This is a genomic window from Caballeronia sp. INML1, assembly GCF_023631085.1.
Lineage (GTDB): Bacteria > Pseudomonadota > Gammaproteobacteria > Burkholderiales > Burkholderiaceae > Caballeronia > Caballeronia turbans.
In genome coordinates this window covers 67,194-93,446 of the sequence record NZ_JALQDT010000087.1, presented here as the reverse complement: position 1 = coordinate 93,446, position 26,253 = coordinate 67,194, and the positions used below count along the sequence as shown (strand labels likewise).

General features: G+C 64.0%; 27 protein-coding genes and 2 pseudogenes. 12 read left to right on the top strand and 17 right to left on the bottom strand.

Features of this window, described 5'->3' with window-relative positions:
- Window positions 1–22 precede the first annotated feature (22 nt).
- From NCR38_RS33765 to NCR38_RS33755, 3 genes and pseudogenes are all read right to left on the bottom strand, one after another.
- Window positions 23–202: an MbtH family protein gene (locus tag NCR38_RS33765; protein ID WP_061117032.1), complete on the bottom strand. Its 180-nt coding sequence runs from the start codon at window positions 200–202 to the stop codon at window positions 23–25.
- 547 nt (window positions 203–749) lie between these two features.
- A pseudogene (locus NCR38_RS33760) lies at window positions 750–1,059 on the bottom strand (NAD-dependent epimerase/dehydratase family protein); the annotation flags it as partial.
- Window position 1,060: 1 nt separating this feature from the next.
- Window positions 1,061–1,236: pseudogene (locus NCR38_RS33755) on the bottom strand (cyclic nucleotide-binding domain-containing protein); the annotation flags it as partial.
- Between the two features lie 299 nt (window positions 1,237–1,535).
- Here NCR38_RS33755 and NCR38_RS33750 point away from each other — a divergent pair.
- Genes NCR38_RS33750 through NCR38_RS33710 form a run of 9 tightly spaced genes read left to right on the top strand, consistent with a single transcriptional unit; the run spans window position 1,536 to window position 10,506 of the window.
- A complete protein-coding gene (locus NCR38_RS33750; protein ID WP_250478520.1) occupies window positions 1,536–2,912 on the top strand; it encodes an amidase family protein in 1,377 nt (458 codons plus the stop codon).
- Between the two features lie 31 nt (window positions 2,913–2,943).
- The gene (locus tag NCR38_RS33745) at window positions 2,944–3,825 is read left to right on the top strand and encodes a polysaccharide deacetylase (protein WP_061117030.1); all 882 of its coding nucleotides are present in this window, start codon (window positions 2,944–2,946) and stop codon (window positions 3,823–3,825) included.
- Window positions 3,826–3,860: 35 nt separating this feature from the next.
- A complete protein-coding gene (locus NCR38_RS33740; RefSeq protein WP_250478519.1) occupies window positions 3,861–5,231 on the top strand; it encodes an MFS transporter in 1,371 nt (456 codons plus the stop codon).
- Window positions 5,232–5,249: 18 nt separating this feature from the next.
- Window positions 5,250–6,005, top strand: coding sequence for an SDR family NAD(P)-dependent oxidoreductase (locus tag NCR38_RS33735; RefSeq protein WP_061117028.1), 756 nt, complete (start codon window positions 5,250–5,252; stop codon window positions 6,003–6,005).
- 27 nt (window positions 6,006–6,032) lie between these two features.
- Window positions 6,033–6,791: an SDR family NAD(P)-dependent oxidoreductase gene (locus tag NCR38_RS33730; RefSeq protein ID WP_061117027.1), complete on the top strand. Its 759-nt coding sequence runs from the start codon at window positions 6,033–6,035 to the stop codon at window positions 6,789–6,791.
- Between the two features lie 17 nt (window positions 6,792–6,808).
- Window positions 6,809–7,141, top strand: a complete 333-nt coding sequence (locus NCR38_RS33725) for a hypothetical protein (RefSeq protein WP_061117026.1) — start codon at window positions 6,809–6,811, stop codon at window positions 7,139–7,141.
- Window positions 7,138–8,196, top strand: coding sequence for a GTP-binding protein (locus NCR38_RS33720; protein WP_061117025.1), 1,059 nt, complete (start codon window positions 7,138–7,140; stop codon window positions 8,194–8,196). The genes NCR38_RS33725 and NCR38_RS33720 overlap by 4 nt, the downstream gene beginning before the upstream one ends.
- Before the next feature lie 32 nt (window positions 8,197–8,228).
- Entirely contained in the window at window positions 8,229–9,410 is a 1,182-nt protein-coding gene (locus NCR38_RS33715; RefSeq protein ID WP_061117024.1) for a PotD/PotF family extracellular solute-binding protein, read from the top strand.
- 19 nt (window positions 9,411–9,429) lie between these two features.
- On the top strand, window positions 9,430–10,506 hold the full coding sequence (locus NCR38_RS33710; protein WP_250478518.1) for a GntR family transcriptional regulator: 1,077 nt from the start codon (window positions 9,430–9,432) through the stop codon (window positions 10,504–10,506).
- A gap of 276 nt (window positions 10,507–10,782) precedes the next feature.
- Here NCR38_RS33710 and NCR38_RS33705 read toward each other — a convergent pair whose 3' ends face one another.
- From NCR38_RS33705 to NCR38_RS33690, 4 genes are read right to left on the bottom strand one after another with little or no spacing between them, the layout of a single operon-like run.
- Window positions 10,783–11,679: an ABC transporter permease gene (locus NCR38_RS33705; RefSeq protein ID WP_061117023.1), complete on the bottom strand. Its 897-nt coding sequence runs from the start codon at window positions 11,677–11,679 to the stop codon at window positions 10,783–10,785.
- A gap of 1 nt (window position 11,680) precedes the next feature.
- Window positions 11,681–12,595, bottom strand: a complete 915-nt coding sequence (locus NCR38_RS33700) for an ABC transporter permease (protein ID WP_061117022.1) — start codon at window positions 12,593–12,595, stop codon at window positions 11,681–11,683.
- 16 nt (window positions 12,596–12,611) lie between these two features.
- Window positions 12,612–13,901: a PotD/PotF family extracellular solute-binding protein gene (locus NCR38_RS33695; protein WP_061117021.1), complete on the bottom strand. Its 1,290-nt coding sequence runs from the start codon at window positions 13,899–13,901 to the stop codon at window positions 12,612–12,614.
- Window positions 13,902–13,938: 37 nt separating this feature from the next.
- A complete protein-coding gene (locus NCR38_RS33690; protein ID WP_061117020.1) occupies window positions 13,939–14,994 on the bottom strand; it encodes an ABC transporter ATP-binding protein in 1,056 nt (351 codons plus the stop codon).
- 270 nt (window positions 14,995–15,264) lie between these two features.
- Here NCR38_RS33690 and NCR38_RS33685 point away from each other — a divergent pair, with 270 nt between their 5' ends.
- From NCR38_RS33685 to NCR38_RS33675, 3 genes are read left to right on the top strand one after another with little or no spacing between them, the layout of a single operon-like run.
- Complete coding sequence (locus NCR38_RS33685) at window positions 15,265–16,182, top strand: polysaccharide deacetylase family protein (RefSeq protein ID WP_061117019.1); 918 nt, start codon at window positions 15,265–15,267, stop codon at window positions 16,180–16,182.
- Window positions 16,179–16,883, top strand: a complete 705-nt coding sequence (locus tag NCR38_RS33680; protein ID WP_061117018.1) for a GntR family transcriptional regulator — start codon at window positions 16,179–16,181, stop codon at window positions 16,881–16,883. Before NCR38_RS33685 ends, NCR38_RS33680 begins: the two co-directional genes overlap by 4 nt.
- 1 nt (window position 16,884) lies before the next feature.
- On the top strand, window positions 16,885–17,472 hold the full coding sequence (locus tag NCR38_RS33675) for a flavin reductase family protein (RefSeq protein WP_061117017.1): 588 nt from the start codon (window positions 16,885–16,887) through the stop codon (window positions 17,470–17,472).
- A gap of 33 nt (window positions 17,473–17,505) precedes the next feature.
- Here NCR38_RS33675 and NCR38_RS33670 read toward each other — a convergent pair whose 3' ends face one another.
- From NCR38_RS33670 to NCR38_RS33625, 10 genes are all read right to left on the bottom strand, one after another.
- Window positions 17,506–17,880 carry a glutathione S-transferase family protein gene (locus NCR38_RS33670; RefSeq protein WP_061117016.1) on the bottom strand — a complete coding sequence of 125 codons (375 nt, stop codon included), beginning with the start codon at window positions 17,878–17,880 and terminating at the stop codon, window positions 17,506–17,508.
- Window positions 17,881–17,935: 55 nt separating this feature from the next.
- The gene (locus NCR38_RS33665) at window positions 17,936–18,094 is read right to left on the bottom strand and encodes a hypothetical protein (RefSeq protein ID WP_311394693.1); all 159 of its coding nucleotides are present in this window, start codon (window positions 18,092–18,094) and stop codon (window positions 17,936–17,938) included.
- 202 nt (window positions 18,095–18,296) lie between these two features.
- The gene (locus tag NCR38_RS33660; protein WP_250478516.1) at window positions 18,297–20,153 is read right to left on the bottom strand and encodes a SagB/ThcOx family dehydrogenase; all 1,857 of its coding nucleotides are present in this window, start codon (window positions 20,151–20,153) and stop codon (window positions 18,297–18,299) included.
- 362 nt (window positions 20,154–20,515) lie between these two features.
- Window positions 20,516–21,469 carry an agmatinase gene (speB, locus tag NCR38_RS33655; protein WP_250478515.1) on the bottom strand — a complete coding sequence of 318 codons (954 nt, stop codon included), beginning with the start codon at window positions 21,467–21,469 and terminating at the stop codon, window positions 20,516–20,518.
- Between the two features lie 16 nt (window positions 21,470–21,485).
- Entirely contained in the window at window positions 21,486–22,037 is a 552-nt protein-coding gene (locus NCR38_RS33650) for a cupin domain-containing protein (protein ID WP_061117013.1), read from the bottom strand.
- Window positions 22,038–22,177: 140 nt separating this feature from the next.
- Window positions 22,178–22,876 carry a DUF1989 domain-containing protein gene (locus NCR38_RS33645; protein ID WP_061117012.1) on the bottom strand — a complete coding sequence of 233 codons (699 nt, stop codon included), beginning with the start codon at window positions 22,874–22,876 and terminating at the stop codon, window positions 22,178–22,180.
- A gap of 10 nt (window positions 22,877–22,886) precedes the next feature.
- Complete coding sequence (locus tag NCR38_RS33640; RefSeq protein ID WP_061117011.1) at window positions 22,887–24,122, bottom strand: M20 family metallo-hydrolase; 1,236 nt, start codon at window positions 24,120–24,122, stop codon at window positions 22,887–22,889.
- Complete coding sequence (locus NCR38_RS33635) at window positions 24,119–24,928, bottom strand: amino acid ABC transporter ATP-binding protein (protein ID WP_061117010.1); 810 nt, start codon at window positions 24,926–24,928, stop codon at window positions 24,119–24,121. The genes NCR38_RS33640 and NCR38_RS33635 overlap by 4 nt, the downstream gene beginning before the upstream one ends.
- Window positions 24,925–25,578, bottom strand: coding sequence for an amino acid ABC transporter permease (locus NCR38_RS33630; RefSeq protein ID WP_061117009.1), 654 nt, complete (start codon window positions 25,576–25,578; stop codon window positions 24,925–24,927). Before NCR38_RS33630 ends, NCR38_RS33635 begins: the two co-directional genes overlap by 4 nt.
- 9 nt (window positions 25,579–25,587) lie before the next feature.
- A complete protein-coding gene (locus NCR38_RS33625; protein ID WP_061117008.1) occupies window positions 25,588–26,250 on the bottom strand; it encodes an amino acid ABC transporter permease in 663 nt (220 codons plus the stop codon).
- Between the last annotated feature and the right edge of the window lie 3 nt (window positions 26,251–26,253).

The window sequence follows — 26,253 nt, the reverse complement described above, 5'->3', positions numbered from 1 at the left end:
CCCACTCCCAGATCGAGAATCATCAGGACCGTGCAGTCCAGTTCTGTTCGATGTAGTCCAGGCATTGCCTGCGCGAACTGTCTGGATACTCCACTGTCCAGCCGTCCGGAACGTCGAGATGAGCGGGCCAGAGCGAGCGCTGCTGCGATTCGTTGATCAGGACACGGAACGTGCCCTGATCGTCGTCGAATGGGTTGTCCACGCTGTTGCTCCCTTCGTTCGTGCTTCGGATGCAACGAAATATAGGCGCCGGGAGTTAGCATTGAATGAGGTGTCGCTAGAGCAATAGCGTGCGTCGAGCGTGGCGCGCACCCGATGCGACGAGCACCTTGAAAAAGACGTGAGGAATCCATCGCTATTAAATATCGGCTTCGGATTGGTAGCAAGGGAAATTGCGCGAGCCATATCGCGGTCGATATGTCTCGTGTGTGACAAGCCATCGGGCGATTCGCACTTCGCGGTCAGCACAGGGCGCCTCGAGTCTTGCTCAAAGTTGCGTGAATGCTTCCGACGCGTGTGCTGCCGCGGCACGGGCCGGGGGCAGCTTTGATCCTGAATTGATCAATGGATCGGTGACGACAAACCCGGCCGCAGCGGCGGATGAGAAGCGCTGCTATGGAAACGCTTCGCGATGGCTTGGAGCGCCATAAAAGATGCGTCGGATTGGTTTGTTAATACGACGCGCCAGGCATTTGCATAGTGGCGGGCACAGACTGAGTGCGAAGAGATCTTCTCGGCTCGCGGACAGGCACGTGGCCAATGCGAAGGCAGTAAATGTCCGCTCCCGTGCGCACATGAAACGCCTTCGCCGTGACTTCGTTGATGACTTCGATGTGGCATAGCTGTCCGCGCGAACACTGCGCCATACGTCGTCTCGCTGGAGGCGACGATCACCTTGCGGATGCCGTACTTCGATGCCGCATCGAATATGTTGTACGTGCCCATCACGGCAATGCGGAACACCTCGTTGTCCGTCGTGACGAGAAGGCGCGCAATGGCCGCGAAATGCACGATGGCGTCGATCCGCTTCGGCTCGATGTCTTCGTCGAACTCCTTCGGCATCCTGTCCGTCCTCGGTCGAACGGTAAAGCCTGACGCTGCCGCTCTTGAGCAGATAGACATGCTCGCTCGATTCGTCAGGCCGATAAACGATGCTGTTCTTGCGCAGCGTGCGATGGTCGCTGGAGGCGGGCATTACCTCGTCGGGGCAATGTCGCTTAATGAGAGAGAGAGCAGTTCGCTCTTGCCGCCAAACCACGTTGCCGTCTCCTTAAGGTTTCCTTTCGATTTGACTCTCTTTGCAGGCGCCTGGCCCGGCCCGTGAGGAACCTTGCCCAAATCGCGCCCGTTCTAACCACCGAATATATCTTCGCGCATGGACGGATCGCCGCCCGATCGGCCTGGGAAGCCCTACCGATCCGCGACGCAGGGCGCCAGCGGCAACTAAGGGTAATCCCTCGGTTGCCGTTTTTTTTTGGCGTTTGCATCGTAAACGGATGTTGTTGACGAAATACATTTTGGTCGAGGAGCTTCGATTGCCGACTCAGCCTGCCCAAACAGCGTCCGCCGTAACGCTCGCCGCCGCGTATGCGGACGGAAGCGCAAATGTCGAAGAGGTCGTGCGCCAATCGCTCGCCGCCGCGCGCGACGCAAACAGCGCCTTCGTCTCCATCGACGAAGCCCGCGCACTCGATGAAGCCCGCGCCGCAGCCGCGCGCTGGCGCGACGGATGCCCCGCGAGCGCGCTCGACGGCGTGCCGATCGCCTGGAAGGACCTGTTCGATATCGCGGGCAGCGTCACGACGGCGGGGTCGGCGCTGTTCCGCGCCCGCGCTCCGGCAACCGTAGATGCGCCACTGGTCGCGGCGAGCGTGCGCGCGGGACTGGTCGGCATCGGCAAGACGAACCTCAGTGAATTCGCGTACTCGGGCCTTGGGCTGAACCCGCACTTCGGCACGCCTTTCAATCCCGCCTTCGACGCAACCGTCGAGGGTGGCGGGCATCGCGCGCCGGGCGGCTCGTCGTCGGGCTCGGCGATCGCGGTAGCGATGGGCGTCGTGCCGATCGCCGTCGGCACCGATACCGCCGGCTCCATCCGCGTGCCCGCCGCGCTGAACGGCGTCGTCGGCTACCGCGCGAGCCGGGCGCGCTATGCGCAGCAGGGCATGACCGGCCTGTCACGGTCCGCCGACACCATCGGCCCGCTCGCCCGTACAGCCGCCGACTGCGCCGCCTTCGACGCCGTCGTACGTGGCCGCGAAGCCGTTGGCGCGTTGCGCGACCTGCGTGGCCAGCGCTTCGTCGTGCCGACCGGATGGCAGGCGCGTTTCGCGGTGACCGACGCAGTCGCGGGCAACTTCATGCGCTTCCTGGCTCGACTGGCTAAAGCCGGCGCGCGCATGGACGAGGCGCCGGTCGTCGCCTTCGACGCCGCCTGCGATCTCATTGGCGAGCGCGGCTGGTTCGGATCGCTCGAAGCCTTCGAGACGTACCGCGGCGTGCTGGATTCCGCCGATGCCGAGCGCATCGACCAGCGCGTGCGCACGCGACTGGAACTAAGCCGCGGTGTGCCTTCATCGCGTCTCGGCGAGTTGCTCGCGGACCGGGAGCGTCTCATCGCCCGGTTCGGCGACGAACTCGCGGGCGCGACGCTGCTCCTTCCGACGCTGCCGCACGTTGCGCCGGAATGCGCGTCCCTTGAAGCCGATCCGGAACGCTTCGCCCGCGTGAACCTCGAGACGCTGTCGATGACGATGCCCGGCAGCTTCCTCGATACACCCGCCTTCGCGATGCCCACGGGCGTCGACGCGACGGGCCTTCCCACCAGCGTGCAACTCATGCGCGCACAAAACGACGACGATGCGCTCATCGCGCTCGCGCTGGCCGTCGAGCAGACGGTCGGCCTGAACTGAATCGCTCAATCGCTCAAAGGAGAACATCAAGATGGCTAAGGAAATTCTGGTCGCATTCGGCATCGACGTGGATGCGGTGGCGGGCTGGCTCGGCTCATACGGCGGCGAGGATTCGCCCGACGACATCTCGCGCGGCCTGTTCGCGGGCGAAGTCGGTTCGCTGCGTCTCTTGAAGCTCTTCGAACGCGAAAAGATCAGGACGACGTGGTTCATTCCCGGACATTCGATCGAAACTTTTCCCGAGCAGATGAAGGCGGTTGCCGACGCGGGACATGAAATCGGCATCCACGGCTACAGCCACGAAAACCCGATTGCGATGACGCCCGAGCAGGAAGAAGCGGTGCTCGACCGCAGCATCGAACTGGTGACGAAGCTGAGCGGGAAGCGGCCCACCGGCTATGTCGCGCCCTGGTGGGAGTTCAGCAACGTGACCAACGAATTGCTGGTGAAGAAAGGCATCAAGTACGACCACAGTTTGATGCACAACGACTTTCACCCGTACTACGTGCGCGTCGGCGATTCGTGGACGAAGATCGACTACAGCAAGCATCCCGACACATGGATGAAGCCGCTGCAACGCGGCCGCGAAACCGATCTCGTCGAAATTCCCGCCAATTGGTATCTCGACGACCTGCCGCCGATGATGTTCATCAAGAAAGCGCCCAATAGCCACGGCTTCGTCAATCCGCGTCATATCGAGGAAATGTGGCGCGACCAGTTCGACTGGGTATACCGCGAACACGATTACGCGGTGTTCCCTATCACGATCCATCCCGACGTCTCCGGCCGGCCGCAGGTGCTGCTGATGCTCGAACGCCTGATCGCGCACTTGCGCAAGCACGCGGGCGTGCGCTTTTGCACCTGCGACGAAATCGCCGATGACTTCCTGCGGCGTCATCCCCGCCAGTCCTGACCTCGCCCCCAAACCGACCGACACGAGTCCCGACCATGTCCACTCCCGAGCTCCAGAGGAGCAACACGATGAAAGAGAATCCGTTATCTGCTTCGGGCTTCAGGCTCGAACAGATCCTGCCGTCCGATGTGAAGCGGGCGACGGTCGTCGCGTTCTTCGCCTGGGTTTTTGCGGTCTACGACTTCATTCTGTTCGGCACGCTGTTGCCGGAAATCGGCAAGCACTACAACTGGGACGCGGCGGCGCAGGCGGAGATCGCCACGCTGGTCGCCATCGGCACGGCGGTGATCGCGTTCGCCATCGGGCCGTTACTCGACAGGCTGGGCCGCAAGGCGGGACTCCTGTGGACGGTCGCGGGGGCGGCGGTATGTTCGGGCCTGACCGTCGTCGGCGGCGCGATGGGACAGGTGCCGCTGGTGCTGATCCGCTCGCTGTCGGGTCTCGGTTACGCCGAGGAAACCGTCAACGCGACATATCTCAACGAACTGTATTCGGCCGCGAACGATCCGAAGCTCAATCGCAACAAGGGCTTCATATATAGCCTCGTGCAAGGCGGCTGGCCGATCGGCGCGCTGATCGCCTCGGGCCTGACGGCGCTGCTGTTGCCACGCATCGGCTGGCAGGGCTGCTTCATCTTCGCGACGTTTCCGGCCATCGTCATTTTCTTCATGACACGGCGGCTCAAGGAAAGCCCGCAATTCCTGCTGCACAAGCGCATCAAGCAGTTGCGCGAAGCAGGGCAGGACGGCGAAGCGCGCTCGCTCGCGAGCACCCATTCCGTCGATTACGAAGAGCACGCCCGCGCCGGTCTCGCCGAAGCGTTCCGAGGCAGCGCGCTGCGTGCGACGCTCGTGCTCGGCGGCGGCATTCTGCTGAACTGGTCGGCCATTCAGGTGTTCAGCGTGCTCGGCACCACGGTGCTCACGCAGGTACATAACGTGTCGTTCGAAAACTCGCTCCTGATTCTCGTGCTGTCGAACGTGATCGGCTATTGCGGCTATCTGAGCCACGGTTTCATCGGCGACAAGATCGGGCGGCGCAACACGCTCGCCATCGGCTGGATGTGCGGGGGGCTCGCTTTCGCGGGCATGCTGTTCGGGCCGAGCAGCGCGGGCGTCGTGGTCGCCCTATACAGCCTCGGGCTGTTCTTCCTGATCGGACCGTATTCGGCGGCGCTGTTTTTCATCGGCGAGAGCTATCACACGGCCATTCGCGGCACCGGCAGTTCGATCGTCCACGCGATGGGCCCCATCGGCGCGATCCTCGCGGGCGTCGGCGTCACCTACATGCTCAGCCACGGCGGCGACTGGCTGCACGCGGCGCTCTGGTTCGGCGCGGTGCCGTGTTTCCTGTCCGGCGTGCTGATCCTGTTCGCGCGGCACGTCGATCCCGCCGAAAACAAATAATCCGACTGGAGGAATGCTGTGAGAGTAGCTTTGATTACGGGTGCGGCGAGCGGTATCGGGCAGGCGCTGGCGGTGGCGTACGCGCAGATCGGCGTGGCGGTCGCGGGCGGTTATTTCCCCGGCGATCCGCACGATCCGCAGGCCACCGCGCATGCCGTCGAGCAAGCGCGAGGCGAGTGCCTGATGCATGCGGTCGACGTCACGCAGGCCGGGCAGGTCGAAGCCTTCGCGAACGCGGCGATGGAGCGCTTCGGGCGCATCGATTACGCGGTGGCGAATGCGGGGCTGCTGCGCGCGTCGCCGCTGACGGAGATGAGTGACGCGCAATGGCATCAGATGCTCGATGTCGATCTGTCCGGCGTGATGCGCACTTTCCGCGCGGCGGCGCGTCACATGCCGGACGGCGGCGCGATGGTGGCGGTGTCGTCGATCGCGGGCGGCGTGTACGGATGGGAGAACCACACGCACTATTCGGCGGCGAAGGCCGGCGTGCCCGGCCTGTGCCGCGCGATCGCGATGGAACTTGCGCCCCGCAACATCCGTTGCAACGCGGTGATCCCGGGGCTCATCGAAACGCCGCAATCGCTCGATGCCGTGAACTCGCTCGGACCCGACGGATTGCGCGAAGCCGCGAAGGGCATTCCGCTCGGGCGCGTGGGCAGGCCGCAGGAAATCGCTTCGCTGATTCGCTATCTCACGAGCGAGGAGGCGTCGTACATCACGGGCCAGTCGATCATCGCGGACGGCGGGCTGACCGTGCGCTGGCCAGGCTGATTCATCGCATACAGGACGCTCAACGATATGGCATCGGCATTTTCACTCGATCGCCGCCGCGCCGTCGTCACCGGCGCGGCAAGCGGCATCGGCGCGGCGATTGCGCTGGCGTACGCGCAGTCGGGCGCGCGCCTCGTGCTCGCGGACCTCAACGAAGCGCGTCTCGCCGCGCACGCCGACCTGTGCCGCGCGAGCGGCGCGCAGGTAGACACCGTCATCGCCGATGTGGGCGATGAAGCGGGCGCGCACGGCATCGTCGATCGTTGCATTGCGGCGTATGGCGGCATCGACATTCTCGTCAACAACGCGGGCATGCTGACGCAGGCGCGCTGCACCGACCTCACCACGCGGATGTGGGACGACATGCTGCGCGTCGATCTGCGCAGCGTGTTCCTGTGCTCGCGGCGCGCGTTGCCGTCGATGACGGCGCAACGCTGGGGGCGCATCATCAACGTGGCGTCGCAGCTCGGCATCAAGGGCGGCGCGGAACTCACGCATTATTCGGCGGCGAAGGCGGGCGTGATCGGCTTCACCAAGTCGCTCGCGCTCGAAGCCGCGCCCGACAATGTGCTCGTGAACGCGATTGCGCCGGGTCCTATCGAGACGCCGCTCGTGGATGGCATCAGCGCAGCGTGGAAGGAAGCGAAATCGAAGGAATTGCCGTTGCGGCGCTTCGGCCGCGCGGAGGAAGTCGCGCCGACGGCCGTGCTGCTCGCGTCCGATCCCGGCGGCAACCTGTTCGTCGGCCAGACACTCGGCCCCAATTCCGGCGATGTCATGCCCTGAAGAAAGGAGTCAGCGAAATGTGCGGTATGTGCGGTTTGCTCGGCGGCGGGCGCCACTGGTCGAACACGGTGGCGGCGGGCGAAGGCGCGAGCGCGCGGCAGCAGCGGTACGTGCAGGTCGCGCATGCGAACCGTGTGCTGGAAGGCTTCCGGCTGAAGCTCGTGGATTTTCACGGACAGTCGTTCGTGCTGTCGTCGCCGACGGGCGCGCAGGTCATCGTCGAGGACTTCATGCAGGTGTGGAAGGCGGCGGAAGGCATGCTCGGGCGTCCGCTCGATCCTTTGACCCTGTTCGATGACGACGATGACGACGATGACGACGCTGAGGACGCTGAGGAGGCGCACGCATGAGCCTCGCCTACGACGTGATTCCGGTGACCATCGTGACGGGCTTTCTGGGCAGCGGTAAATCAACCTTGCTCGCCGATGTCCTGAAGGGCGAGGCCGCGCGCGACACCGCCGTGCTCGTCAACGAATTCGGCGAGGTCGGGCTGGACCATCTGCTGATCGGCGAAGTGGATGCGCAGACCGTATTACTGGACAACGGCTGCGTCTGTTGCGCCATTCGCGGCGAACTGAAGGATGCGCTCGCCGCGCTGTTCTCGCGCCGCGCGCGTGGTGAAGTGCCGCCGTTCTCGCGCGTCGTACTGGAAACGACGGGATTGGCGACGCCCGCGCCGATCGTCGCGACGCTTCTGGGCGACCGTATCGTGTCGAGCCATTATTCGATTGCCGCGATCGTCACGGTCGTCGATGCCGTGAACGCGGGGCAGCAACGCATGCGGCATCCGGAATGGCTCGCACAGGTCACGGCGGCGGATCGTATCGTCATCAGCAAGGCGGATCTCGCGGGCGATGCTTGCGTGCTCGAAAAGACTCTTGCGCAACTGAATCCGGCAGCGCGGATCGCATGGCGAACGAACGACGCCGATGCATCGATCGTCCTGGACGAAGCGGCGAACGCGCACGACTTCGCCGATTTCGTGCGGCGCGCCGGCATGCGCGAGCACGACGCGCGCGGCGAGGTCGAAAACCCGCTCGCGCGACTGAACGCAATGCCCGGGCACCGCGAAGGCCTGGAGGCGCTCAACGCTTTCTGCATCGAGTTCGATGCACCGCTCGACTGGCCCGTGTTCACGCTCTGGCTCACGCTGCTGCTCAACCGCCACGGTGATAACATTCTGCGCGTCAAGGGCATACTCGCCTTGACCGGTGTGGCACAACCGGTCGTCGTGCATGCCGTGCATCATCTCGTGCACCCCGTTTTGCATCTCGATGCGTGGCCCGATGAAGGCGCGCGTCGTTCGCGGCTCGTTTTCATCGCGCAGGGTCTCACGCGCGAGACCGTGGCCGATTCCTACCGGCGTCTGTGCCGGCATCTCCGAACAGCCGAAACCGTCGATTGAAACCCGTCCGTCCAAGTCCGTCCGCGCCTGCCGTGCATCCGTCCAAAGTCGAGTTGCGGGTGCTCGGCACGACCGTGACGCTGCAGGAGCACATCCGCAAACGCGCGGAGCAGGATCTCGGCATCCGGCTGCGTTTTATCGTGCAGGATGGCGGCGCGGTACAGCGCGACGGCGCGATGCATCCCGACCGCTACGAGCTTTACGACCAGTGGTTCCACAGCCTCGACTGCGTGTGGCCGACGCACGCGCTGCAACCCATCGAACTGGCGCGCATCCGGCGCTGGAATGAAGTCAACGCCCTGCCGCGCACGGGGCAGATGGATCCCGCACATCAAGCCACGAACGCCGGCTGCGCGCCCGCCGACCGGCTGTACGTGCAGCCGGACGGATCGCTCGGACGCGAGGCGAGCGAGCGCATCAGCATGCTGCCCCTCACGCACAACGCGGACAGCTTCGTTTATCTCGAAGACGCCATGCCTGCCTCCCTCACCGAAACGGACGAGAGCTGGGCGTGGTTACTCGCGCCAGAGTTGTCAGGACGCGTCGCATTGCAGGCGGATGCCGCCATCGGCGCGATCGATGCGGCGCTGGCTGTCGAAGCGAGCGGGCTCATGCGCTTCGACGACATCGGCAATCTGGATATCGAGGAAATCGACGGGCTGATCGCCATTCTCAAAGACTACAAGCGGCGAGGGCACTTCGCGGGCTTCTGGTCGAGTTTCGCCGAAGCCGCGCAACTGATGATCGCGAACAAGGTGGCGATCCAAAGCATCTGGTCGCCGGCGACCATCGAACTGGAGCGCGCGGGCTTGAAGTTCCGGCTGGCTCGGCCGCGCGAGGGTTATCGCGCGTGGTTTGGGGGTATCGGCATATCGCGGCTCGCGCATGGCCGTGTGCTGGATGCCGCGTACGATTATCTGAACTGGTGGCAGGAAGGTTGGGCAGGCGCGACGGTGGCGCGGCAGGGCTTCTACATCTCCAATCCGGAACGCTCGCGCGCGCACATGGACGCCGCCGAATGGTCCTACTGGTACGATGGTGCCCGCGCGAGCGCCGACCTTCCCGGCCCCACCAGCAAGCATCTGGTGCCCGTGGGTCAGATGCGGGACGGCGGCAGCTACCTCGCGCGCATGAGCCGAATCGCGGTCTGGGATTCGGTGATGGATGAGCACAACTACCTCGTGCGCCGCTGGACCGAATTCATGCGGTCCTGAAGGCGAAGTTCGTTCGACGATGACAAGACGCGCAGGCGCCACCCGATCTTCACGACCCGACGCGGCAACGCGCCGGCTGCCCGACATCGGCTCGACCGATGTCTCGCCCGAAGCCGACAGCCGTCTTCGTTACCGCGTGATTCACGATCAACTGAAATCGGCGATTGCACTTGGCAATATCGCGCCGGGACTCGTGCTGCTGGAAGGGCCGGTCGCACGAATTTTCGGCACGAGCCGCGTGCCGGTGCGAAAGGCGTTCGAGATGCTGCACGCGGGCGGCTTGCTCATCACCTTCGAAGGGCGCGGCTATCTCGTCGCGCGTGCGGACGGCAGCGCGCCGGAACCGCTGCGTGCGCCCATCTCCGAAGAAACGCTGGGCTTCGACCGTCCGCCCGAGCCGCTCGATATTCCGACCAACGCCGAGCGCATCTACGACTCGCTCGAAGCCGCCATCTCGTTGGGCATCGTGTTCGGGCATTTCCGCATCGACGAGAGCCATGCGGCCGAAGCGTTCGGCGTGAGCCGCGGCACTGTGCGCGAAGTGCTCAACCGTCTGCGCGATCGGGGACTCGTCGAAAAGTCAGCGTATTCGCACTGGCTGTGCGGACCGCTCACCGCGCGCGCCGTGCGGCAGGATTACGAACTGCGTGTGCTGCTCGAACCGGCCGCGTTGGGCGCCAGCGGTCCGACGCTGCCGCGCGAGAAGCTCGAAGCGGCGTTGCGCGATATCGAACGCGCCATCGACGATCCGGACTCTGTTCATGCCGCGGCGCTGCATCACCTCGAAACCACGCTGCACGACACGTTTCTCGCGGGCGCATCGAACCGCAAACTGCTCGCGACGATCAGCCATGCGCACATGCCGTTGATCGTCAATCACGCCTTCTATGACGCGTTCCGCTTGCATCCCGAAATGGGCACGCTAACCGAGCACCGGACGGTCATTGAACTGTTGTTGCAAGGAAAGTTCGACGCAGCGTCCGAAGCGCTTGCGGCGCACCTCAGGAACGGCGAAACACGCACGCGGCAGCGATTGAAAGTGCTTGCTGTGCTGCCCGATCCAGACCTGCCGGCTTATATGCATAGAATCGCCTAGTGACGAAAAGTAAAAACAATCCCTGACGCTCGGCTGGTCTTGCGCAGATATTCGAGCGGGCGAGCAGTATCGCGAGCTGCAAGGTTGAGCTTGCAACCTTCTCTCCGATGCGTACGTCGCCGATGGCGCGATGCGTGTCGGCGTGCTCATTCCCGGCTCGAAGACGGACAAGGGCTGGATGGATTCGGACTCGACGGCGTGCTCGCCGCGCAGAAGGCGTTCGGGCCGAAGCGCGTTTGTGGCGGGAGAGCGGGTGCTCGAACTGACGTAGGCCCTTCAGTTGACGAGCTTTCGGCGCTTTGCAATCGATCTCACGATCAACAGGCCGCCGACCATCACCGCAAGCGACATCAGCGTCGTCACCGTGCCGAGCGCGTAGATGACGGGCGTCGTCACGGATGTCGTCAAGCCCTGCAATTCGAGCGGCAGCGTGTTCTGGTCGCCTATCGCCTGCGAGGTTCGCGCTATTTCATCCCACGACAGCGTGAAGCCGAACATGCCGACACCGATCACGGAAGGCCCGATGATCGGCAGCACCACGTGTTTGAACGACTGCCACGGCGAAGCGCCGAGATCGCGCGCCGCTTCCTCGTATGCGGGATTGAAACGGTTGAACACGGCGAACATCACGAGCAGGCCGAACGGCAGCGTCCACGTGAGATGCGCACCGAGCGCCGAGGTGAAGAGACCCATCGACGTGGCCCAGCCATCCGCGAACGACTGGAAGCCCCATTCGTTCGCCAGATATTTGATGAGCGTATCGAGCAGGCGAAAGGTGAGGCCGATGCCGAGCGATACGATGATCGACGGCATGATGAGGCTCGCCACGGAGACATAGAACACCGCGGTATCGCCGCGAAAGCGCCGCCTGAACGCAAGGCCCGCGCTCAGTGAGAACAGCACGGTCAGCACCGTTACTGCGAGCGCGAGCTTCACGGAGCGTCCGAACGCGGCCCAGATGTCGATATCTCCGACGCCGTCGCGCAACGCCGCGAACCAGTGCAGCGACACGCCGCGCATCGGGAAGGTGAGACCGCCTTCAGGACCCTGGAAGGACAGAATGAAGATCGTGATGACCGGCCCGTACAGGAACAGCACGAATAGCCCGAAGAGGAGCGAGAGCCAGTAGAAGCTCGCGGGCCGATGTTCCCGATGCGCGATTGCACCCGCCATGTCACAGCTCCTTTCTGATATCGACGACGCGCGTGAGCGCCCACACGATCATCAGCACGACGGCAAGCAGGATGATCGCGTTGGCCGCCGCGGCGGGGAACTGCAGGTAGCCGGTCTGCACCTGGATGATCTTGCCGACCGAGGCGATCTGCTGTCCGCCCATCACGCCCACGGTGAGGAAGTCGCCCATCACGATCGTGACGACGAAGATCGAGCCGATCACGATGCCCGTCTTCGATAGCGGCAGCACCACCTCGCGGATGACCTGCCAGCCGCTCGCGCCGGCGTCGCGCGCCGCTTCGAGCAGAGCACGGTCGATGCGTATCATCGCGTTGAAGATCGGCACAATCATGAAGAACGTGTAGAGATGCACGAACGCGAGCACGACCGAGAAGTTCGAGTACAGCAGCCATTCGATCGGCCGGTCGACGAGATGCGCCGACATCAGTGCCTGATTTACGAGTCCGTTGCGCCCGAGAAGCGGAATCCACGAGATCATGCGGATCACGTTCGAGGTCCAGAACGGAATGGTGCAGACGAGGAACAGCACGGTCTGCATCGCGGTCGTGCGCACGTGAAAGGCGAGGAAGTACGCGAGCGCGAAGCCGAGCACGAGCGTCACCGCCCACACGATCGCGCAGAACCTGAGTGTCGACCAGTACGTCTTGAAGGTCACGCACACGTCCGTGGACGAACCGCAGCCGTCGAATATCGCCGCGTAGTTCTTCAGGGTGAAGGCCGGGATGATCTGATATTCGTTGAAGTCCCAGAAGCTCACGATCAGCGTGATCACAAGCGGCACGATGAAGAACAGCAGGAAGGTCAGCGTGAGGGGCGTCGCCTGCAGCCACGCGCTCACGCGCCGGTGACGCACCGGCGTCTGTTTCGCCTGCTCGAGATATTCGACTGAAGCCATCGTGAGCGGCGCTCCCTTATGCGGCGATGAACTCGTTCCATTTCTGGACCATGTAGATGTTCTCGTCCATCACCGCGTTCCAGCAGGCGATCGCGCCCATGCGCTGGCTGTACGAGCCGCCGTCGCGCACGGTGCCGGCCTTCTCCAGCAACTGGCCGTCGGGTGCCTTGATGTCTTGCGCCGCGGGCTTGCCTTCCATCCAGTAGTCCCACTCGTAGGCCTGCATGTGCGACTTGGCCGTTTCGGTCACGCCGGGGTAGTAACCCTGGCGCATCAGATACGCGCCCGCCCAGCCGTCCTGGAACCAGTTGACGAATTCATACGCGGCATCGAGTTTCTTGCCCTGCAGCGAACGGGGAAAGCCGAAGCCCGAGGCCCACGAGCGATAGCCTTCCTTGAGCGGCTGGAACTTGCACGCGATGCCCATCGTGCGGACCTTGGTGACGGCGGGCGACCACATCGACTGGATCACCACTTCGCCCGACGCCATCAGATTCACGCTCTCGTTGAAGTCGCGCCAGAACGCGCGGAACTGTCCCGCGCGCTTTGCTTCGATCAGCACCTTGATGGTCTGGTCGATCTCCGCCTTCGTCATGTTGCCCTTGTCGCCGTACTTGACGTGACCCGTCGCCTCGATCGCCATGGCCGCATCCATGATGCCGATGGCCGGAATGTTGAGCAGCGCGGCCTTCCCCTTGAACTGCGGGTCGAGCAGGTCGGCCCATGTCGTCACGGGCCGCGAGATCAGATCCGGGCGGATGCCGAGCGTGTCCGCGTTGTACGTCGTGGGGATGAGCGTCATCCATTCGGTGGGCGTCGCGCTGAACTCGGTCGAGCGCGCGCCCTTGAGGAACATCACCTTCTTCGGCGCGGTGCCCTGATCGCCGATCTTCTTGCCGTTCACCTCGCCCTTGGTCAATACGGGCGTGATCTTGTCGGCGAGCTTGATGCGCTTCGCATCCATGCCCGCGAGCGTACCGGCGGGAATCAGCTTCTTGAGCGAGAAGTATTCGGTGTCGACGATATCGAACGAATTGGGTTGCGTGATGATGCGCTTGGTCACGTCGTCGGTCGTGACGGGAATGTATTGAATCTCTATGCCCGTATCTTCCTTGAACTTCTTCGCGATCTCCGCGCTCTGGTTCACCGCGGTGCCGAGATAGCGCAATGTGATCTTCTCCTGCGCGTGCACATACGGAAACCCGGCGATGCCCGCCGCCGCCACCGCGCCCTTGATGAACGTGCGGCGTGAAATGCCTGCGTTCTTGGTGTCTGCTTCGCGTGCGCTGGCTTGTTCGTCGTTCATGGACGTTCCTCGAATTTAAAGTTGTGAATGCCTGAGTTCACGCGGCGAGCGGATGCGCGTTCTGCTCGTCCCACCACACCGTCACGCGCGCGCCGGGGCCGGCGCGTTGCGCGTCGTAGTCGGCGTCGCTGATCATCGAGACGAGCTCGGGAGAGCCGTCGAGCGGATCGAGCGTCATGCGCAGATGCGTGCCCTGATACTCCGCTTCGCGCACCGTGCACGCGAGCCCGCCGATGCGCAGAAGACCGCTGTTGCCCGCGCTCGTGCCGGGCGCGACGCCCTGCGGCGCGATGCGCAGATGATCCGCGCGCACCGTGAAGAGCCGCCCGCTCGAGGCGAGCACGTTATGACCGCCCAGAAAGCGCGCGACGAATTCCGTGCGCGGCCGGTTGAATACGTCGAAAGGCGTGCCGCTCTGCTCGATATGACCGTGACTCATCACGACGACGAGATCCGCGAGCGCCATCGCTTCCTCCTGCGAATGCGTGACGTGCACGAAGGTGATGCCGAGTTCCTTCTGCCAGCGCTTGAGTTCGGCGCGCATCTGCACGCGCAGGAAGGGATCGAGCGCGGACAGCGGCTCGTCGAGCAGCAGGCAGCGCGGCTCGTTGAGGAGCGCTCGCGCAAGCGCAACGCGCTGCTGCTGTCCGCCCGAGAGTTGCGCAGGCTTGCGGCTCGCGTAGGCCGACATCGCGACGAGTTCCAGCAGTTCGCCCGCGCGCTTCCTGCGGGCTTCCTTCGCGACGCCGCGCACCTTGAGGCTGAAAGCGACGTTGTCGAGCGCCGAGAGATGCGGGAAGAGCGCATAGCTCTGAAACACCATGGCCGTGCCGCGCGCGACCGGCTGCTCGCGCGTGACATTGCGCCCGCCGATCAGCACATCGCCTTCGGAGACCCATTCGTGGCCCGCGATCATGCGCAGCGTCGACGTCTTGCCGCAGCCGGACGGCCCGAGCAGACAGCAATACGCTCCGCCGGGAATGCGCAGGTCGATGGCGTCGACGGCGAGCGCATCGCCATAGCGCTTCGAAACATGCACGAGCTCGATATCGGCCGGGCTCGCGCGAACCACCGTGGATGCCGGTTGAACCATGAAGGCTTGTCCTGTTGAAGACGCTGATGGAATACAGCGGGCAAGCCATTGCAAGACATATGCCATTCGTGCGCGGGCGCACGGTCGAGCCGCACGACCAGAACGCTGCCACATACGCTGACAGCAGGTGTCGACGAATTGGCGCGCATATTGCACACGATCACGGACCCCGATCGTCAGCATCTGCAGACGCCTGGCGTGTGCGATCGAGGTGCGGATCAGGTCCGCTATGGGGCACGACATAACCAAACCGGTTCATCACACTCGACAATGAACGACTTCGCTCCGTTGAAGACGCATGGACGCTTCGACTATCGGCCGATCCACGAAAGCGATGGATATCGCTGGCCGAACGGCGCGGGCCTCGCGGTCTATCTCGGCTTCAACCTCGAACACTTCGCGTTCGGCGAGGGGCTGGGCGCTGCGCTCGGGCCGTTGTCGCCGCAGCCCGATGTGCTCAATTACAGCTGGCGCGAGTATGGCAATCGTGTGGGCGCGTGGCGCTGCATCGAACTGTTCGATGCGCTCGACCTGCCCGCGGGCACGCTCATCAATACGTCGCTTTATGATCACTGTCCCGCGCTCGTCGAAGCATGCGCCGCGCGTGGCGACGAACTCATCGCGCACGGTCACACGAACGCGCAGCGCCAGAGCGATCTCGACGAAGACGGCGAACGCGCGCTGCTCTCGCACTGCCGCGCACGCATGCTCGAATGCTCCGGCGCAGCGCCTTCGGGATGGCTCTCGCCGTGGATCTCCGAATCGCATCGCACGCCGGACCTGCTCGCCGAGACGGGTTTCCGTTACACGCTCAACTGGTGTCACGACGACCGGCCCGTACGCATGAACACGCGCGGCGGCCCGCTGTGGTCGATTCCGTATCCGCAGGAGCTGAACGACCTGCCGATGATCATGGCGCGTCACATGGACATGCGCGACTTCGCGGATATGATCATCGACCAGTTCGACGAGATGCTCGAGCAGACGCTGCGCGCGCGCACGCCGCAGGCGCTCGTGATGGGCATCGCGCTGCATCCGTATATCGTCGGGCAGCCGTACCGGTTGCGGCATTTGCGGCGTGCGCTGGCGCATATCGCAGCGGCGCGCGAGGACATCTGGCTCGCGACGCCCGGGGCGGTCGCGCGTCATGTCGAAGAAGCCGTGCCCATGCCGGCGCAGGCCGCATGAAGAGCGGGAAGGAGAGCGCGGACGCGCGCGTCTATCGGTCGATTTTCGAAGGCGTGCTCAATCGCAGGCTCGCGCCTGGCACGAAACTGCCCGAGCCCGAGTTATGCGCGCTGTTCGGCGTGGGCCGCGCGGCGGTGCGGCGCGCGCTGGAAAAGCTCGCATACGACGGCATCGTCGTGCTGCGTCCGAACAGGGGCGCGGTGATCGCGCAGCCGACCCGCGAGGAGACGCGCGCGATTTTCGAGGCGCGGCGTTCGGTCGAGCGTGCGCTCGTCGAACTCGCGGCGGAGCGCGCGAGCGCCGCCGATATCGCCGCGTTGCGCGGACAACTCGACGAGGAACACGAGGCGATGCATCGCTTCGATCAGCCATCGTGGGCGCGGCTTGCGAGCGCTTTTCATCTGCGTATTGCGACGCTTGCGGGCAATGCGATCCTCGAACACTATCTCAGCGAACTGATCTCACGCTGCTCGTTGATCGTCGGCGCTTACGAGCCGGCCGGCAACGCGCCGTGCGAGCACGACGAGCACACCGCCATCCTCGATCACCTCGAAGCGCGCGATGCCGCGGGCGCGATCGCGCACATGATGGCGCATCTGCGCAGCCTGGAGGCGCGCATCGAGACATCGCGCATGCCGGGCGCAAACGGACTCGCGCATCTGCTCGGCATCGATCCCGCGCAACGAACCGCAGTGGAGTGACATGGAAATCGATTTCGAAGCAATTACCGAGTACCAGCGTTACCAGCTAATGGCGAGTCTGATCGTGCCGAGGCCCATATCGCTCGTCACGACGCTCGGCGCGGACGGCACCGTGAATGCCGCGCCGTTCTCCATGTTTAATATGCTGGGCGAAGAGCCGCCCATCGTCATGATCAGCATCAACCGGCTGGCGGACGGGACGTTGAAGGACACCGCGGTGAATGTCCCGCGCGAAAAGGAGTTCGTCGTGCATCTCGCCGATGAAGCCATCGCGCAGCAGATGCATCGCTGCGGCGAACGCTTCGCCCCGGATGTCTCCGAGCTCGAACAGGTGGGCTTGAGCACGCTTGCCTCGACGCGCGTGAGGCCGCCGCGCATCGCCGAGGCGCCCGTCGCGTTCGAGTGCGCGTTATGGGAGACGCTCGAAACGGCGAGCCGCCACATCTTCATCGGACGCGTGCTGATGCTTCATGCGCGTGACGAACTCATCGATATCGATACATGGCGCGTCCGCCTGGAGCATTACTTTCCGGTGGGACGCTTCGGCGCGAGCGACTACGTGACGACGCGTGACCGCTTTCGGATGTGATGGCGCATGGCCGTGCGCTGCGGGCCAGGCCTTTCACCAACCGATGCAACGCTTTTCATCGGTTTCACGATCAGGTTGGTCATCGTCGAAATCGACCGAATGACTCGTCGTCGTCAACGACGCGCGAATTCGATGATCTTCCGGTAGCAGGCGACCGGCCGCTTTTCCACCGTAGCAGACGATCGAGCTTGACCGGGTTGCGACGAACGGTGCTTCGTCCTGTGTCTGCTCGACCAAAACAGGTGCTTTTGTCGCCGGGTTCAGCGCCAGATGTGCGGATTGCTTCTGCTCGTGAGTCGCGAGATCGACGAATCGAATCGTGTAGAGCAAATCGGCTTCTTCCAGAACGATCACTGCGCGGATGCAGTTGCCGGACGGAGCACCGTGAAGCTCCAAGATATTCGTCATTTCAAGATCCCTTGCGCCCGTTGTTGAATTCGCGGCCGCGATCATCGAATGAGACTCACTCGACGACGATCGTCGGGCTACCAGGGACACAGTGCATCCGCTCGAAAGGTTTTGACGGAATGGTCGAGATGGCTGTGCGCTGGCCCAGCGTGAACGCCACCACTGCGGCGGCGTTCGAGGCTTTGCCGGGCGGCAGCGCTTCGTCCACGACAATGACACAACGCTCCGGCTCGGGCGGGGCTTCAATGGCGTCGTTCGCTGGTCACCTATGAAGCGCTTTTCGGCGTGCCTCGCATGTCGGGGAGTGCGCCCCGTGTGTCGCCCAGCGCGTGTGAGCGGTTCCTGTCATACCCTCGAGACGCGCTTCGCGCACCTGCGCGTGGGCCCGAGCGCGTCCGTCAGCATGCGCGAGCCTTCTACGTTCCCGTCGACACGCCGAGCGCCGCGAAGTGCAACACCCATTCCCTTTGCCCATCGACATCGATCAGGGCCGCCGCTTCGTCGTCGTAAAACCCGCCCACCGGGCAGGCGGCCAAGCCGCGCGCGACCGCGCCTAGCAGCCAGCGCTCGCCCAGCATCCCCGCCTCGATAAAGGCATGGCGATAACCACGCGCACCTTCCGCCAGCATGTGCGCGCGATCGGCGGAAAGCACCAGCACGACGGCGGCGTTGCCGATCACGTCCTGCGACAATGCGGCCGCCTGAGCCGCAGCGGCGGAATCGTTGTCGCGCACCCGTACCAGCGCGTGCTGAGGCAGGTAGCGATACACGCCCGGCCGAAGCCCTTCGACACGATTGACGACCAGATTGATACGGATGGCGCCCGATAGCTGGGGCGGCAGCGCCATGTCGGCCAGCATCGATGACATCGTCGCGAGCGGCACCGCATCGTCGAGGAAGCGCCGCTGGCTCCGCCGCTGGACTATCGTGTCGGTCACGCCTGCGGCGGCGGGCTCAGGCGCCGGTAGCGCGATATGCCCGGCGCCCGCCTCGTCGGGCAATAGCTGCAGCGACGTGGCCCGGTGCACCATGCCCGTCACCCCGATTGTCAGGCCGGAGGGAACCGGCGGCGCTGCGAAGCGCGCGCGCAAAGCTTCGCCGGTGGAGTCCACGGCGCTGGGTGCGGGCCGCAGATCCATGACGGCGAGCACGCCTTCCTCGAGGCCATCAACACCGATGGTTTTGGCGGCCAGCATCTCGTCAAAGCGCGCGACGAGCGTCGCGCGCATTCCTGCCTGATGCCCCGCGAGCCGCAGATTCTCGAGCAAGTGGCCAGCGTCCGCAACCGCATAGCGGTAGGCCCGGTCACGGTACTTGTAGCCGGTGCGGCGGAACACCGCAGTCAGCACCACGACCGCGTCGGCGCCGTCTGCCTGAGGCGCGCCGAGTGCGAGCGGAGCCGCGCCCAGCGCGTCGAGCCGATCGTGCTCCGGGTCGTAGTGATAAAGCCCGGCCGGCAAGCCCTCGACCTTGTGTGCCAGGACATAGAGCTCGCTGGGAAACAGCGCGCCGGAAGATGGAGAGGCGCGCAACGCCAGGCCGCCGCGCCGCGCCGTGATGCCGGCCGAGAGGTATAGCATCTCGCCCAACTCGGCAACGCTCAGGCTCCGTTCGCGCGACGAGGGCGCGCGCAGCGCGTCGCTCAGGCCGCGCTCGTGGGTCCTGTCGCGCGCGAGGGCGATGTGCGGCACGTCGGGGTAGCGCTTGAAAGCGGGCGGCGGTGCACCCCATTCGACCCCCGGCGCGCGCTGGAACACGCGGCTGCGCGACTCGGACGAGAATTCGTGATAACGGGCCACGGCGTCGACTGGTCCAGATCCGGCTTCGGAGGCGTTGGTCCAGCGGACGGCGACTTCGCTGGCGCCGTGACGCGTGCCGAGGAAGAACGCCATGCCGAGAGCGGCGAGGACGGTCAGCGCCTTGCCGACCGCGACCGGGCCGTGCCTGCCACCGCGGGTGGACTGCTGCGCTGGCTGGGACGGTGCGAGCCGCAGCCAGCGGAACACGGCCGGCAGATTGAAAACCAGGTGCACGGAGACAAGCAGCAGCGTGCAGTAGCCAAACAGGTAGTGCCAGTCGAACACCGGCAACTGCTGATTGGCCACCCAGAACACACCGAGACTTGCCGTCGTCAACAGGTAGGCGATCAACAGCAGGCTGGTTTGCACATTGAGCGCCTGACGCGACGGTGTCCGTCCGCGCCACGTCGACACGGTGACATACAGTGCATACATCGAAAGCGGCAATAGGACCCAAATGATCTTTGAAACCATGTCCTGACGCGCCTTGCTGAAATGTGGAGAATGCGACGGAGCCTAAACTCTATCCTTGTCCGCCTGGCGAGGCTACAGGCTGTCAAGATGCCGAAAGAGATTGATCGAGCCAAAATTGCGTTCGACGAGCGCGTGCTGAACTGTTCACGATTACGTGGGAATCGTTACGTGAGTTACTCGTACCGAAAAAGCGGCGCCGGGACATGCAAAGCAAAACGAAGTCCGGTAGACCGACGCTACCCGTGGGGTCCAGCCGCTCACTCGATTCGATACAGGAGCACGGCATTGTTGATGAGCCAATGTACAGAACCTACGCCGCCAACGGTCCGACCCGCTCTCTAAACTTCCGAGCAGAAGCTGTGCTAGCGTCGGCTCGATCGCGCCTGACGTGCCGCGAACAGACACAGTATCTCGTACATCATGGTTGCGGCGACAAGCGCGGTGTTGCCGCTCGGATCATACGGCGGCGACACTTCCACCACATCACCGCCGACCCAGTTCAGCCCGTCGAGCCCACGCAAAAGCGCGAGCGTTTCGCGCGTCGTCAGCCCACCAATTTCCGGCGTGCCGGTGCCGGGTGTGAAGACGGGATCGAGACCATCGACATCGAGCGAAAGATAGACGGGCGCATCGCCCACCACCCGTCGCGCTTCTTCTACAATCGCCGCCGGCCCGCGTTCCTCGAACTCTTCGATGAACACCACGCGCATGCCGTGATCCAGAGAATAACGCCAGCCTTCGTCGGTATTCTGCGCGCCGCGTATGCCGATCTGAATAGTACGCGTGGGATCGAGCAAACCCGCTTCGACCGCACGTCTGAACGGTGCGCCGTGCGTAAACTTTGAGCCTTTGAACGCGTCCCAGGTGTCGGTGTGCGCATCGATATGCACGAGCGCGAGCGGTTGCTTCGGCGCGATGGCCTGGAAGACCGGATAGGTAATCGAGTGATCGCCGCCCGCGATCAGCGCCATTTTTCCAGCACGGAACACGGGTTCGAAAAAGCGGCGGATATCGGCGTGCGCGGCTTCGAGATCGTACAGATGCTCGAAGGGCACATCGCCGATATCGGCCACGCGGCACGCTTCGAACGGATTGAAGCGCGTGACGTGATGGATGGCGCGCATCATCGTCGACATATTGCGGATTTCCCGCGGGCCAAAGCGCGCGCCCGGACGCGCGGTGACGCCGCCATCGAAGGGCACGCCCGCCAGCGCGATATCGAGCGCCGCGAGATCGCGCTCGAACGGCACGCGCATGAAAGTGGGAATGCCCGCGAAGCGCGGCAACTGCATCTGCGAAAGATCGGTGCTGGCCATGATAGGAGTTCAGTGATCAGAACGTGGGTGGCGTGTTGACCCACAGAATGCGCGCGACCGTATCGCCCGGATTTCGATAGCTGTGCGGCTCGGTGCTCGGAAAATAGAACGAATCGCCCGCCTTGAGCGAATAGCTCTGATCGCCGAGCGTGAGTTCCAGTTCGCCTTCGAGCACATAACCCAACTCTTCGCCGACGTGATGAATCTGCTCGTCGCTGCGCGCGAGCGGTTCGAGAACGTGGATATCGCCCTGAAGCAACTGGCCCGGACTCGGCACGACGAGTCGTTCGAGCAGGATGGAGCCCTCGGCACGTCTGCGTTTGTCGGCCGCCGGAGCGGCTCGCGTGCCCGGAAAGCGCACCGAGGGCCGCTCGCTCGCGCGCTGAACGGGCGAAGCCGTGAGGGCCGGCGCGGACAGCAGCGCCGCGATGTTGGTGTCGAGCGCAATGGCGAGCTTGTGCAGCGTGGCGAGCGATGGCGTCGCGTGGCCGCCTTCGACCTTCGACAGAAGACTTTCCGAGCAACCCGCCGCTCCCGCGAGCACCTTGAGCGTCATCTGCCGCACCATGCGCGCATGACGCAGACGCGTGCCGAGGCCATCGGCGGCGGAGGCCGGCGCGGCGTCGGCTTTAGGAGAAGTACGCGCTGCAGGTGAGGAAGGTCGTTTGCTGGCCACGAATGAACACCATCGAAAGGAGAAGGGCGCGCTTACGGGAGCACCGTGAACTCGACTTCGAGCGGGTTGAGCGCGTTGATCGGAATGATATCCTGCGGGCACGCCGACATGACCACGACGCAGTCCATCGCGGCCTTGATATCCACGTAATCGCCGGACTTCGACACGGGCGGCAGCCAGTCGATCGAATAGTCCGGCTTGACTGGAATGTTCATCCACAGATTGAACGGCTGGGGCACTTCTTTCGTGCGCAGACCGATAGCCTTCAGCGCAAGCCGCAAATTGTCCGCGCAGTTGTCGTGATAATGCTCGACACCGAGATTGCGATAGCGATACAGATCGCACGCGGCGATCAGCGTATCGTGCACGCCGGGCGAAGTATCTGCGACCAGTTCTGCGATCGGGCGTCGCTGGTTGGTCACGAGCGGATCGCCCGGCTGCGGAATGATCTTGTCGATGAACGCGCGCGTATGTTCGAACGACAGGAATTCGTTCAGATGTTGCGCGTTGAAGATCCACGTATCGCACACTTGAGTGCCGTGCGGATTCGCGATGCGGATGGTCTGGCCCGCCTTCACGCGCACCGCGCGGCCGCAACGCGCGGGCACCGTGTACGTCCTGCCGATTTCAGGCGTCCCGTCCGGCGAAATCGGTTCGTTCAGCGTGGCGTTCACGCCGTTTTCCTGGCCGTTGTCTTCGGCGCTTGCGAGGGTGGTTGCGGGGGCGTTCATATGGGCTCCTTTAGTCGTTGCAGAGTGTGGTGAGGCAATGGGCGAGCACGCGTGCGCCGAGCGCGAGATGTCCGGCGTCCGTTGCTTCGGCGGGGTTGTGGCTGATGCCGTCGATGCTCGGCACAAAGATCATCCCGCTCGGGCAATGCGTCGCGAGATACATCGCGTCGTGGAACGCGCCCGAGGTCAGATGCAGCGCGCGGGCATCGAGTGCGCGGCACGCTCCGTCGATGCACGACAATACAGACGCATCGAAAGCGACGGGCGCATGCGTGAACAATGCTTCGATGCGCGCGCCATGACGTTGCACGATGGCGTGCGCGTGCTCGTCGAACGCGGCCAGCACGCTCGCTTCCGGATGACGGAAGTCGATGGTGAAGCTCACCGCCGACGGGATCGTGTTGATCGAGTTCGGCTCGATGCTCCAGCGGCCGAAAGTGACGCGCGTATCGGCGCGGCCGAGTTCGTGCGCGATGGCATCGAGCTCCTGACGCAGCGCAATGGCGAGCGTCATCGCGTCGCGGCGCAGCGGCATCGGCGTGGTGCCTGCATGGGCTGCGCTGCCTTGCACGTGAAGCGCGTACCAGCGCACGCCCTGAATGCCGCTGACGACGGCAAGCGGCACATCGGCGTCTTCGAGTTGCGGGCCCTGTTCGATGTGAAGTTCGACAAAAGCATGTGCGACTTCATGCTGGGCGCGTTGGGGCAATCCGGGAAACGCGCTTCGGTGATGGTCCAGCGCCGCGCTCAAGGTCATGCCTTCGGAATCCCGCACGTCCGCATAACGCGCCATACGCGACGGCTCAACGAACGCGCTCGATCCCATCGCGCCCGGAGAGAAGCGCGTGCCTTCCTCGTTGGTCCAGATCGCGACTTCGAGCGGGCGGCGCGTGCGCACGTTCGCATCGTTCATTGCGGCGAGCACTTCGAAGCCCGCGAGCACGCCGTAACAGCCGTCGAGCTTGCCGCCGGTCGGCTGCGTGTCGATGTGGCTGCCGGTCATCACCGGCGCAAGTGCTGCATCGCCTTCGCGCCGGAAGAACAGATTCGCGCAGGCGTCGACGTGCACGCCGCATCCGAGGGCGCGCGCACGCTCGATCAGAAAGCGCCGCGCTTCGATATCGCGTTCGCCGAGCGCGGGCCGGTCCACGCCGCCGTCGTCGCGTGCACCGAAAGTGGCGAGCGTATCGATCGATTCGAGGAGACGGTCTTGGTTCACGGCGTCCGCTATTTGTCTTGCGATCACGACGTCGCTCCTTCGCCTGCAATCGCAAGGCTGCGTTCGAGCCACGGTTTGAGGAATTGCTGCAAACGCGGCGTGCGCGTATTGCCGAACAGTTGCGCGGGCGGTCCGGCTTCAACGATTTTTCCCGCCTCCATGAACACAACCTTGTCGGAGATCTTGGCGGCGAAGCTCATTTCGTGCGTGACCATCACCATCGTCATGCCATCCTGCGCGAGCGAACGGATCACGTTGAGCACTTCCTCGACGAGTTCGGGATCGAGTGCGGACGTAGGCTCATCGAGCAGGATCACTTCGGGTTCGATGGCCAGCGCCCGCGCGATGCCCACGCGCTGTTGCTGTCCGCCGCTCAGTCGCGCGGGATAGGCATCGGCCTTGTGTTCGAGGCCCACGCGCCTGAGGGCGGCCTGCGCCCTCTCGCGCGCGTCACGCCTGCTCATCTTCTTGGCGAGCACGAGCGGCGTCGCGACGTTGTCCAGCGCGCTCATGTGCGGCCAGAGGTTGAATTGCTGAAAGACCATCGCAATGGGACGGCGCACGTCGGCAATGCTGGCTTCGCTGTCACGGTCCTTCGCCGTGCGTCCTTTCGATCGATAGCCCAGCAACTGGCCTTTGATCCACACTTCGCCTTCGTCGTAGGCCTCGAGAAAGTTCATGCAGCGCAGCGCAGTGGTCTTGCCCGAACCGGACGGCCCGATCAGCGTGACAATCTCGCCGCGCATGACATCGAGGTCGATGCCTTTGAGCACGCGGTTCTCCCCGTACGACTTGCCGACGGCTTGCAGCTTGAGAATGGGAAGGTCGCTCATGATGTCTTCTTCAGAAACGAAATGCGGGAAGTGGCCGCCTGCGCGATCAGCGACACGGCTTGCGTGAGCAGCCAGTAACATGCGATCAGCAGCGCATACGGACCGATATACGTGTAGCTCGATGCGACGATATCGCTTGCCGTCATCGTCAATTCGGGCACGGTGATGATCGACGCGACCGCGCTCTCCTTAATGACGAGAATGGTCTGGTTCGCGATCAGCGGCGCGGCGAACGCGAGCGCCTGCGGCAACTCGATGGAGCGAAAGGCGTCGCGCCGGCTCACGCCGAATGCGGCTGCGGCTTCGAGCTGGCCGCGCGGAACGCACGCCCAGGCAGCGCGAAACAGTTCTGCAAAGTAAGCGCTCGAGTAGAACGCGAGCGAAAGAATCGTGGCTTGCACGGCCGACAAGGTAATGCCGATGACTGGCAGCCCGAAATAGACGATCACGAGTTGAGACAGATAAGGCGTGCCGCGCACCAGCCACACGAACGCGCCATAAGCGAGCGCGAACGGACGGCCGAGCGCGAGACGCATCGCGTTGAGCGCGAAGCCCGCGACGATGCCGATGAGCGCCGCAAGCACGCTCACTTCGAGCGTGATGCCCATTGCTTCGATGAAGCGCGGAATGAGTGCGATGAAGTTGTGCATGCCGATGCCTCACGGACGCCGAGCTACACGCAGCGAGTACACATGACCCGCGCCCGCGAGCAGCGACGTGATCGCCAGATAAAACACCGCCGCCATTGCGTACACCTCGAGTGGCCGGTACGTCGATGACGAAAGTTGCTGTCCCACGCGCATCAGATCCGTCACGGAAATGACCGACACCACCGCCGACGCCTTGACGATATCGATCATCTCGGACACCAGCGCCGGCAGCGTCGCACGCACGACCTGCGGCACTTCGATATGCCACAAGGTCTGACGCCGCGTGAGATTGAAGGTCGTTGCCGCCTCGATCTGTCCGGGCGCAATAGAGCGGAAACCTGCGCCCAGAATCTGCGATTGATACGCGCCGGTGTTGAGCGACAGCCCGATCACCGCTGCCGCGAGCCCCGGCAATTCCAGCCCGAGCGCGGACGGCACGTAATAGAACACCAGCAGTTGCGCGAGCACTGGCGTACCGCGCAGCACGCTGACGTACACGCGCGCCGTTGCGCGCATCAGGCGGCTGTCGCTGACCGACATCGTGTAGACGAATACGCCGACGAAGAAGCCGCAGCACACGGCGACCGACGACAGCACGAGCGTTGTCAGCGCGCCGTCGAGCAACTGCGGCAAGTAGCCGATGCAGCGCGTGAGCAGATCGGGACCGTTCATGGC

What these genes read in the sequence shown, in the direction of transcription:
- NCR38_RS33745 (WP_061117030.1), top strand. Translation starts at nt 2,944, where the DNA reads ATGGCTAAGGAAATTCTGGTCGCATTCGGCATCGACGTGGATGCGGTG.
- NCR38_RS33740 (WP_250478519.1), top strand. Translation starts at nt 3,861, where the DNA reads ATGTCCACTCCCGAGCTCCAGAGGAGCAACACGATGAAAGAGAATCCG.
- NCR38_RS33730 (WP_061117027.1), top strand. Translation starts at nt 6,033, where the DNA reads ATGGCATCGGCATTTTCACTCGATCGCCGCCGCGCCGTCGTCACCGGC.
- NCR38_RS33725 (WP_061117026.1), top strand. Translation starts at nt 6,809, where the DNA reads ATGTGCGGTATGTGCGGTTTGCTCGGCGGCGGGCGCCACTGGTCGAAC.
- NCR38_RS33720 (WP_061117025.1), top strand. Translation starts at nt 7,138, where the DNA reads ATGAGCCTCGCCTACGACGTGATTCCGGTGACCATCGTGACGGGCTTT.
- NCR38_RS33710 (WP_250478518.1), top strand. Translation starts at nt 9,430, where the DNA reads ATGACAAGACGCGCAGGCGCCACCCGATCTTCACGACCCGACGCGGCA.
- NCR38_RS33705 (WP_061117023.1), bottom strand. Translation starts at nt 11,679, where the DNA reads ATGGCGGGTGCAATCGCGCATCGGGAACATCGGCCCGCGAGCTTCTAC.
- NCR38_RS33700 (WP_061117022.1), bottom strand. Translation starts at nt 12,595, where the DNA reads ATGGCTTCAGTCGAATATCTCGAGCAGGCGAAACAGACGCCGGTGCGT.
- NCR38_RS33695 (WP_061117021.1), bottom strand. Translation starts at nt 13,901, where the DNA reads ATGAACGACGAACAAGCCAGCGCACGCGAAGCAGACACCAAGAACGCA.
- NCR38_RS33690 (WP_061117020.1), bottom strand. Translation starts at nt 14,994, where the DNA reads ATGGTTCAACCGGCATCCACGGTGGTTCGCGCGAGCCCGGCCGATATC.
- NCR38_RS33685 (WP_061117019.1), top strand. Translation starts at nt 15,265, where the DNA reads ATGAACGACTTCGCTCCGTTGAAGACGCATGGACGCTTCGACTATCGG.
- NCR38_RS33680 (WP_061117018.1), top strand. Translation starts at nt 16,179, where the DNA reads ATGAAGAGCGGGAAGGAGAGCGCGGACGCGCGCGTCTATCGGTCGATT.
- NCR38_RS33675 (WP_061117017.1), top strand. Translation starts at nt 16,885, where the DNA reads ATGGAAATCGATTTCGAAGCAATTACCGAGTACCAGCGTTACCAGCTA.
- NCR38_RS33670 (WP_061117016.1), bottom strand. Translation starts at nt 17,880, where the DNA reads ATGACGAATATCTTGGAGCTTCACGGTGCTCCGTCCGGCAACTGCATC.
- NCR38_RS33660 (WP_250478516.1), bottom strand. Translation starts at nt 20,153, where the DNA reads ATGGTTTCAAAGATCATTTGGGTCCTATTGCCGCTTTCGATGTATGCA.
- speB (WP_250478515.1), bottom strand. Translation starts at nt 21,469, where the DNA reads ATGGCCAGCACCGATCTTTCGCAGATGCAGTTGCCGCGCTTCGCGGGC.
- NCR38_RS33650 (WP_061117013.1), bottom strand. Translation starts at nt 22,037, where the DNA reads ATGGTGCGGCAGATGACGCTCAAGGTGCTCGCGGGAGCGGCGGGTTGC.
- NCR38_RS33645 (WP_061117012.1), bottom strand. Translation starts at nt 22,876, where the DNA reads ATGAACGCCCCCGCAACCACCCTCGCAAGCGCCGAAGACAACGGCCAG.
- NCR38_RS33635 (WP_061117010.1), bottom strand. Translation starts at nt 24,928, where the DNA reads ATGAGCGACCTTCCCATTCTCAAGCTGCAAGCCGTCGGCAAGTCGTAC.
- NCR38_RS33630 (WP_061117009.1), bottom strand. Translation starts at nt 25,578, where the DNA reads ATGCACAACTTCATCGCACTCATTCCGCGCTTCATCGAAGCAATGGGC.
- NCR38_RS33625 (WP_061117008.1), bottom strand. Translation starts at nt 26,250, where the DNA reads ATGAACGGTCCCGATCTGCTCACGCGCTGCATCGGCTACTTGCCGCAG.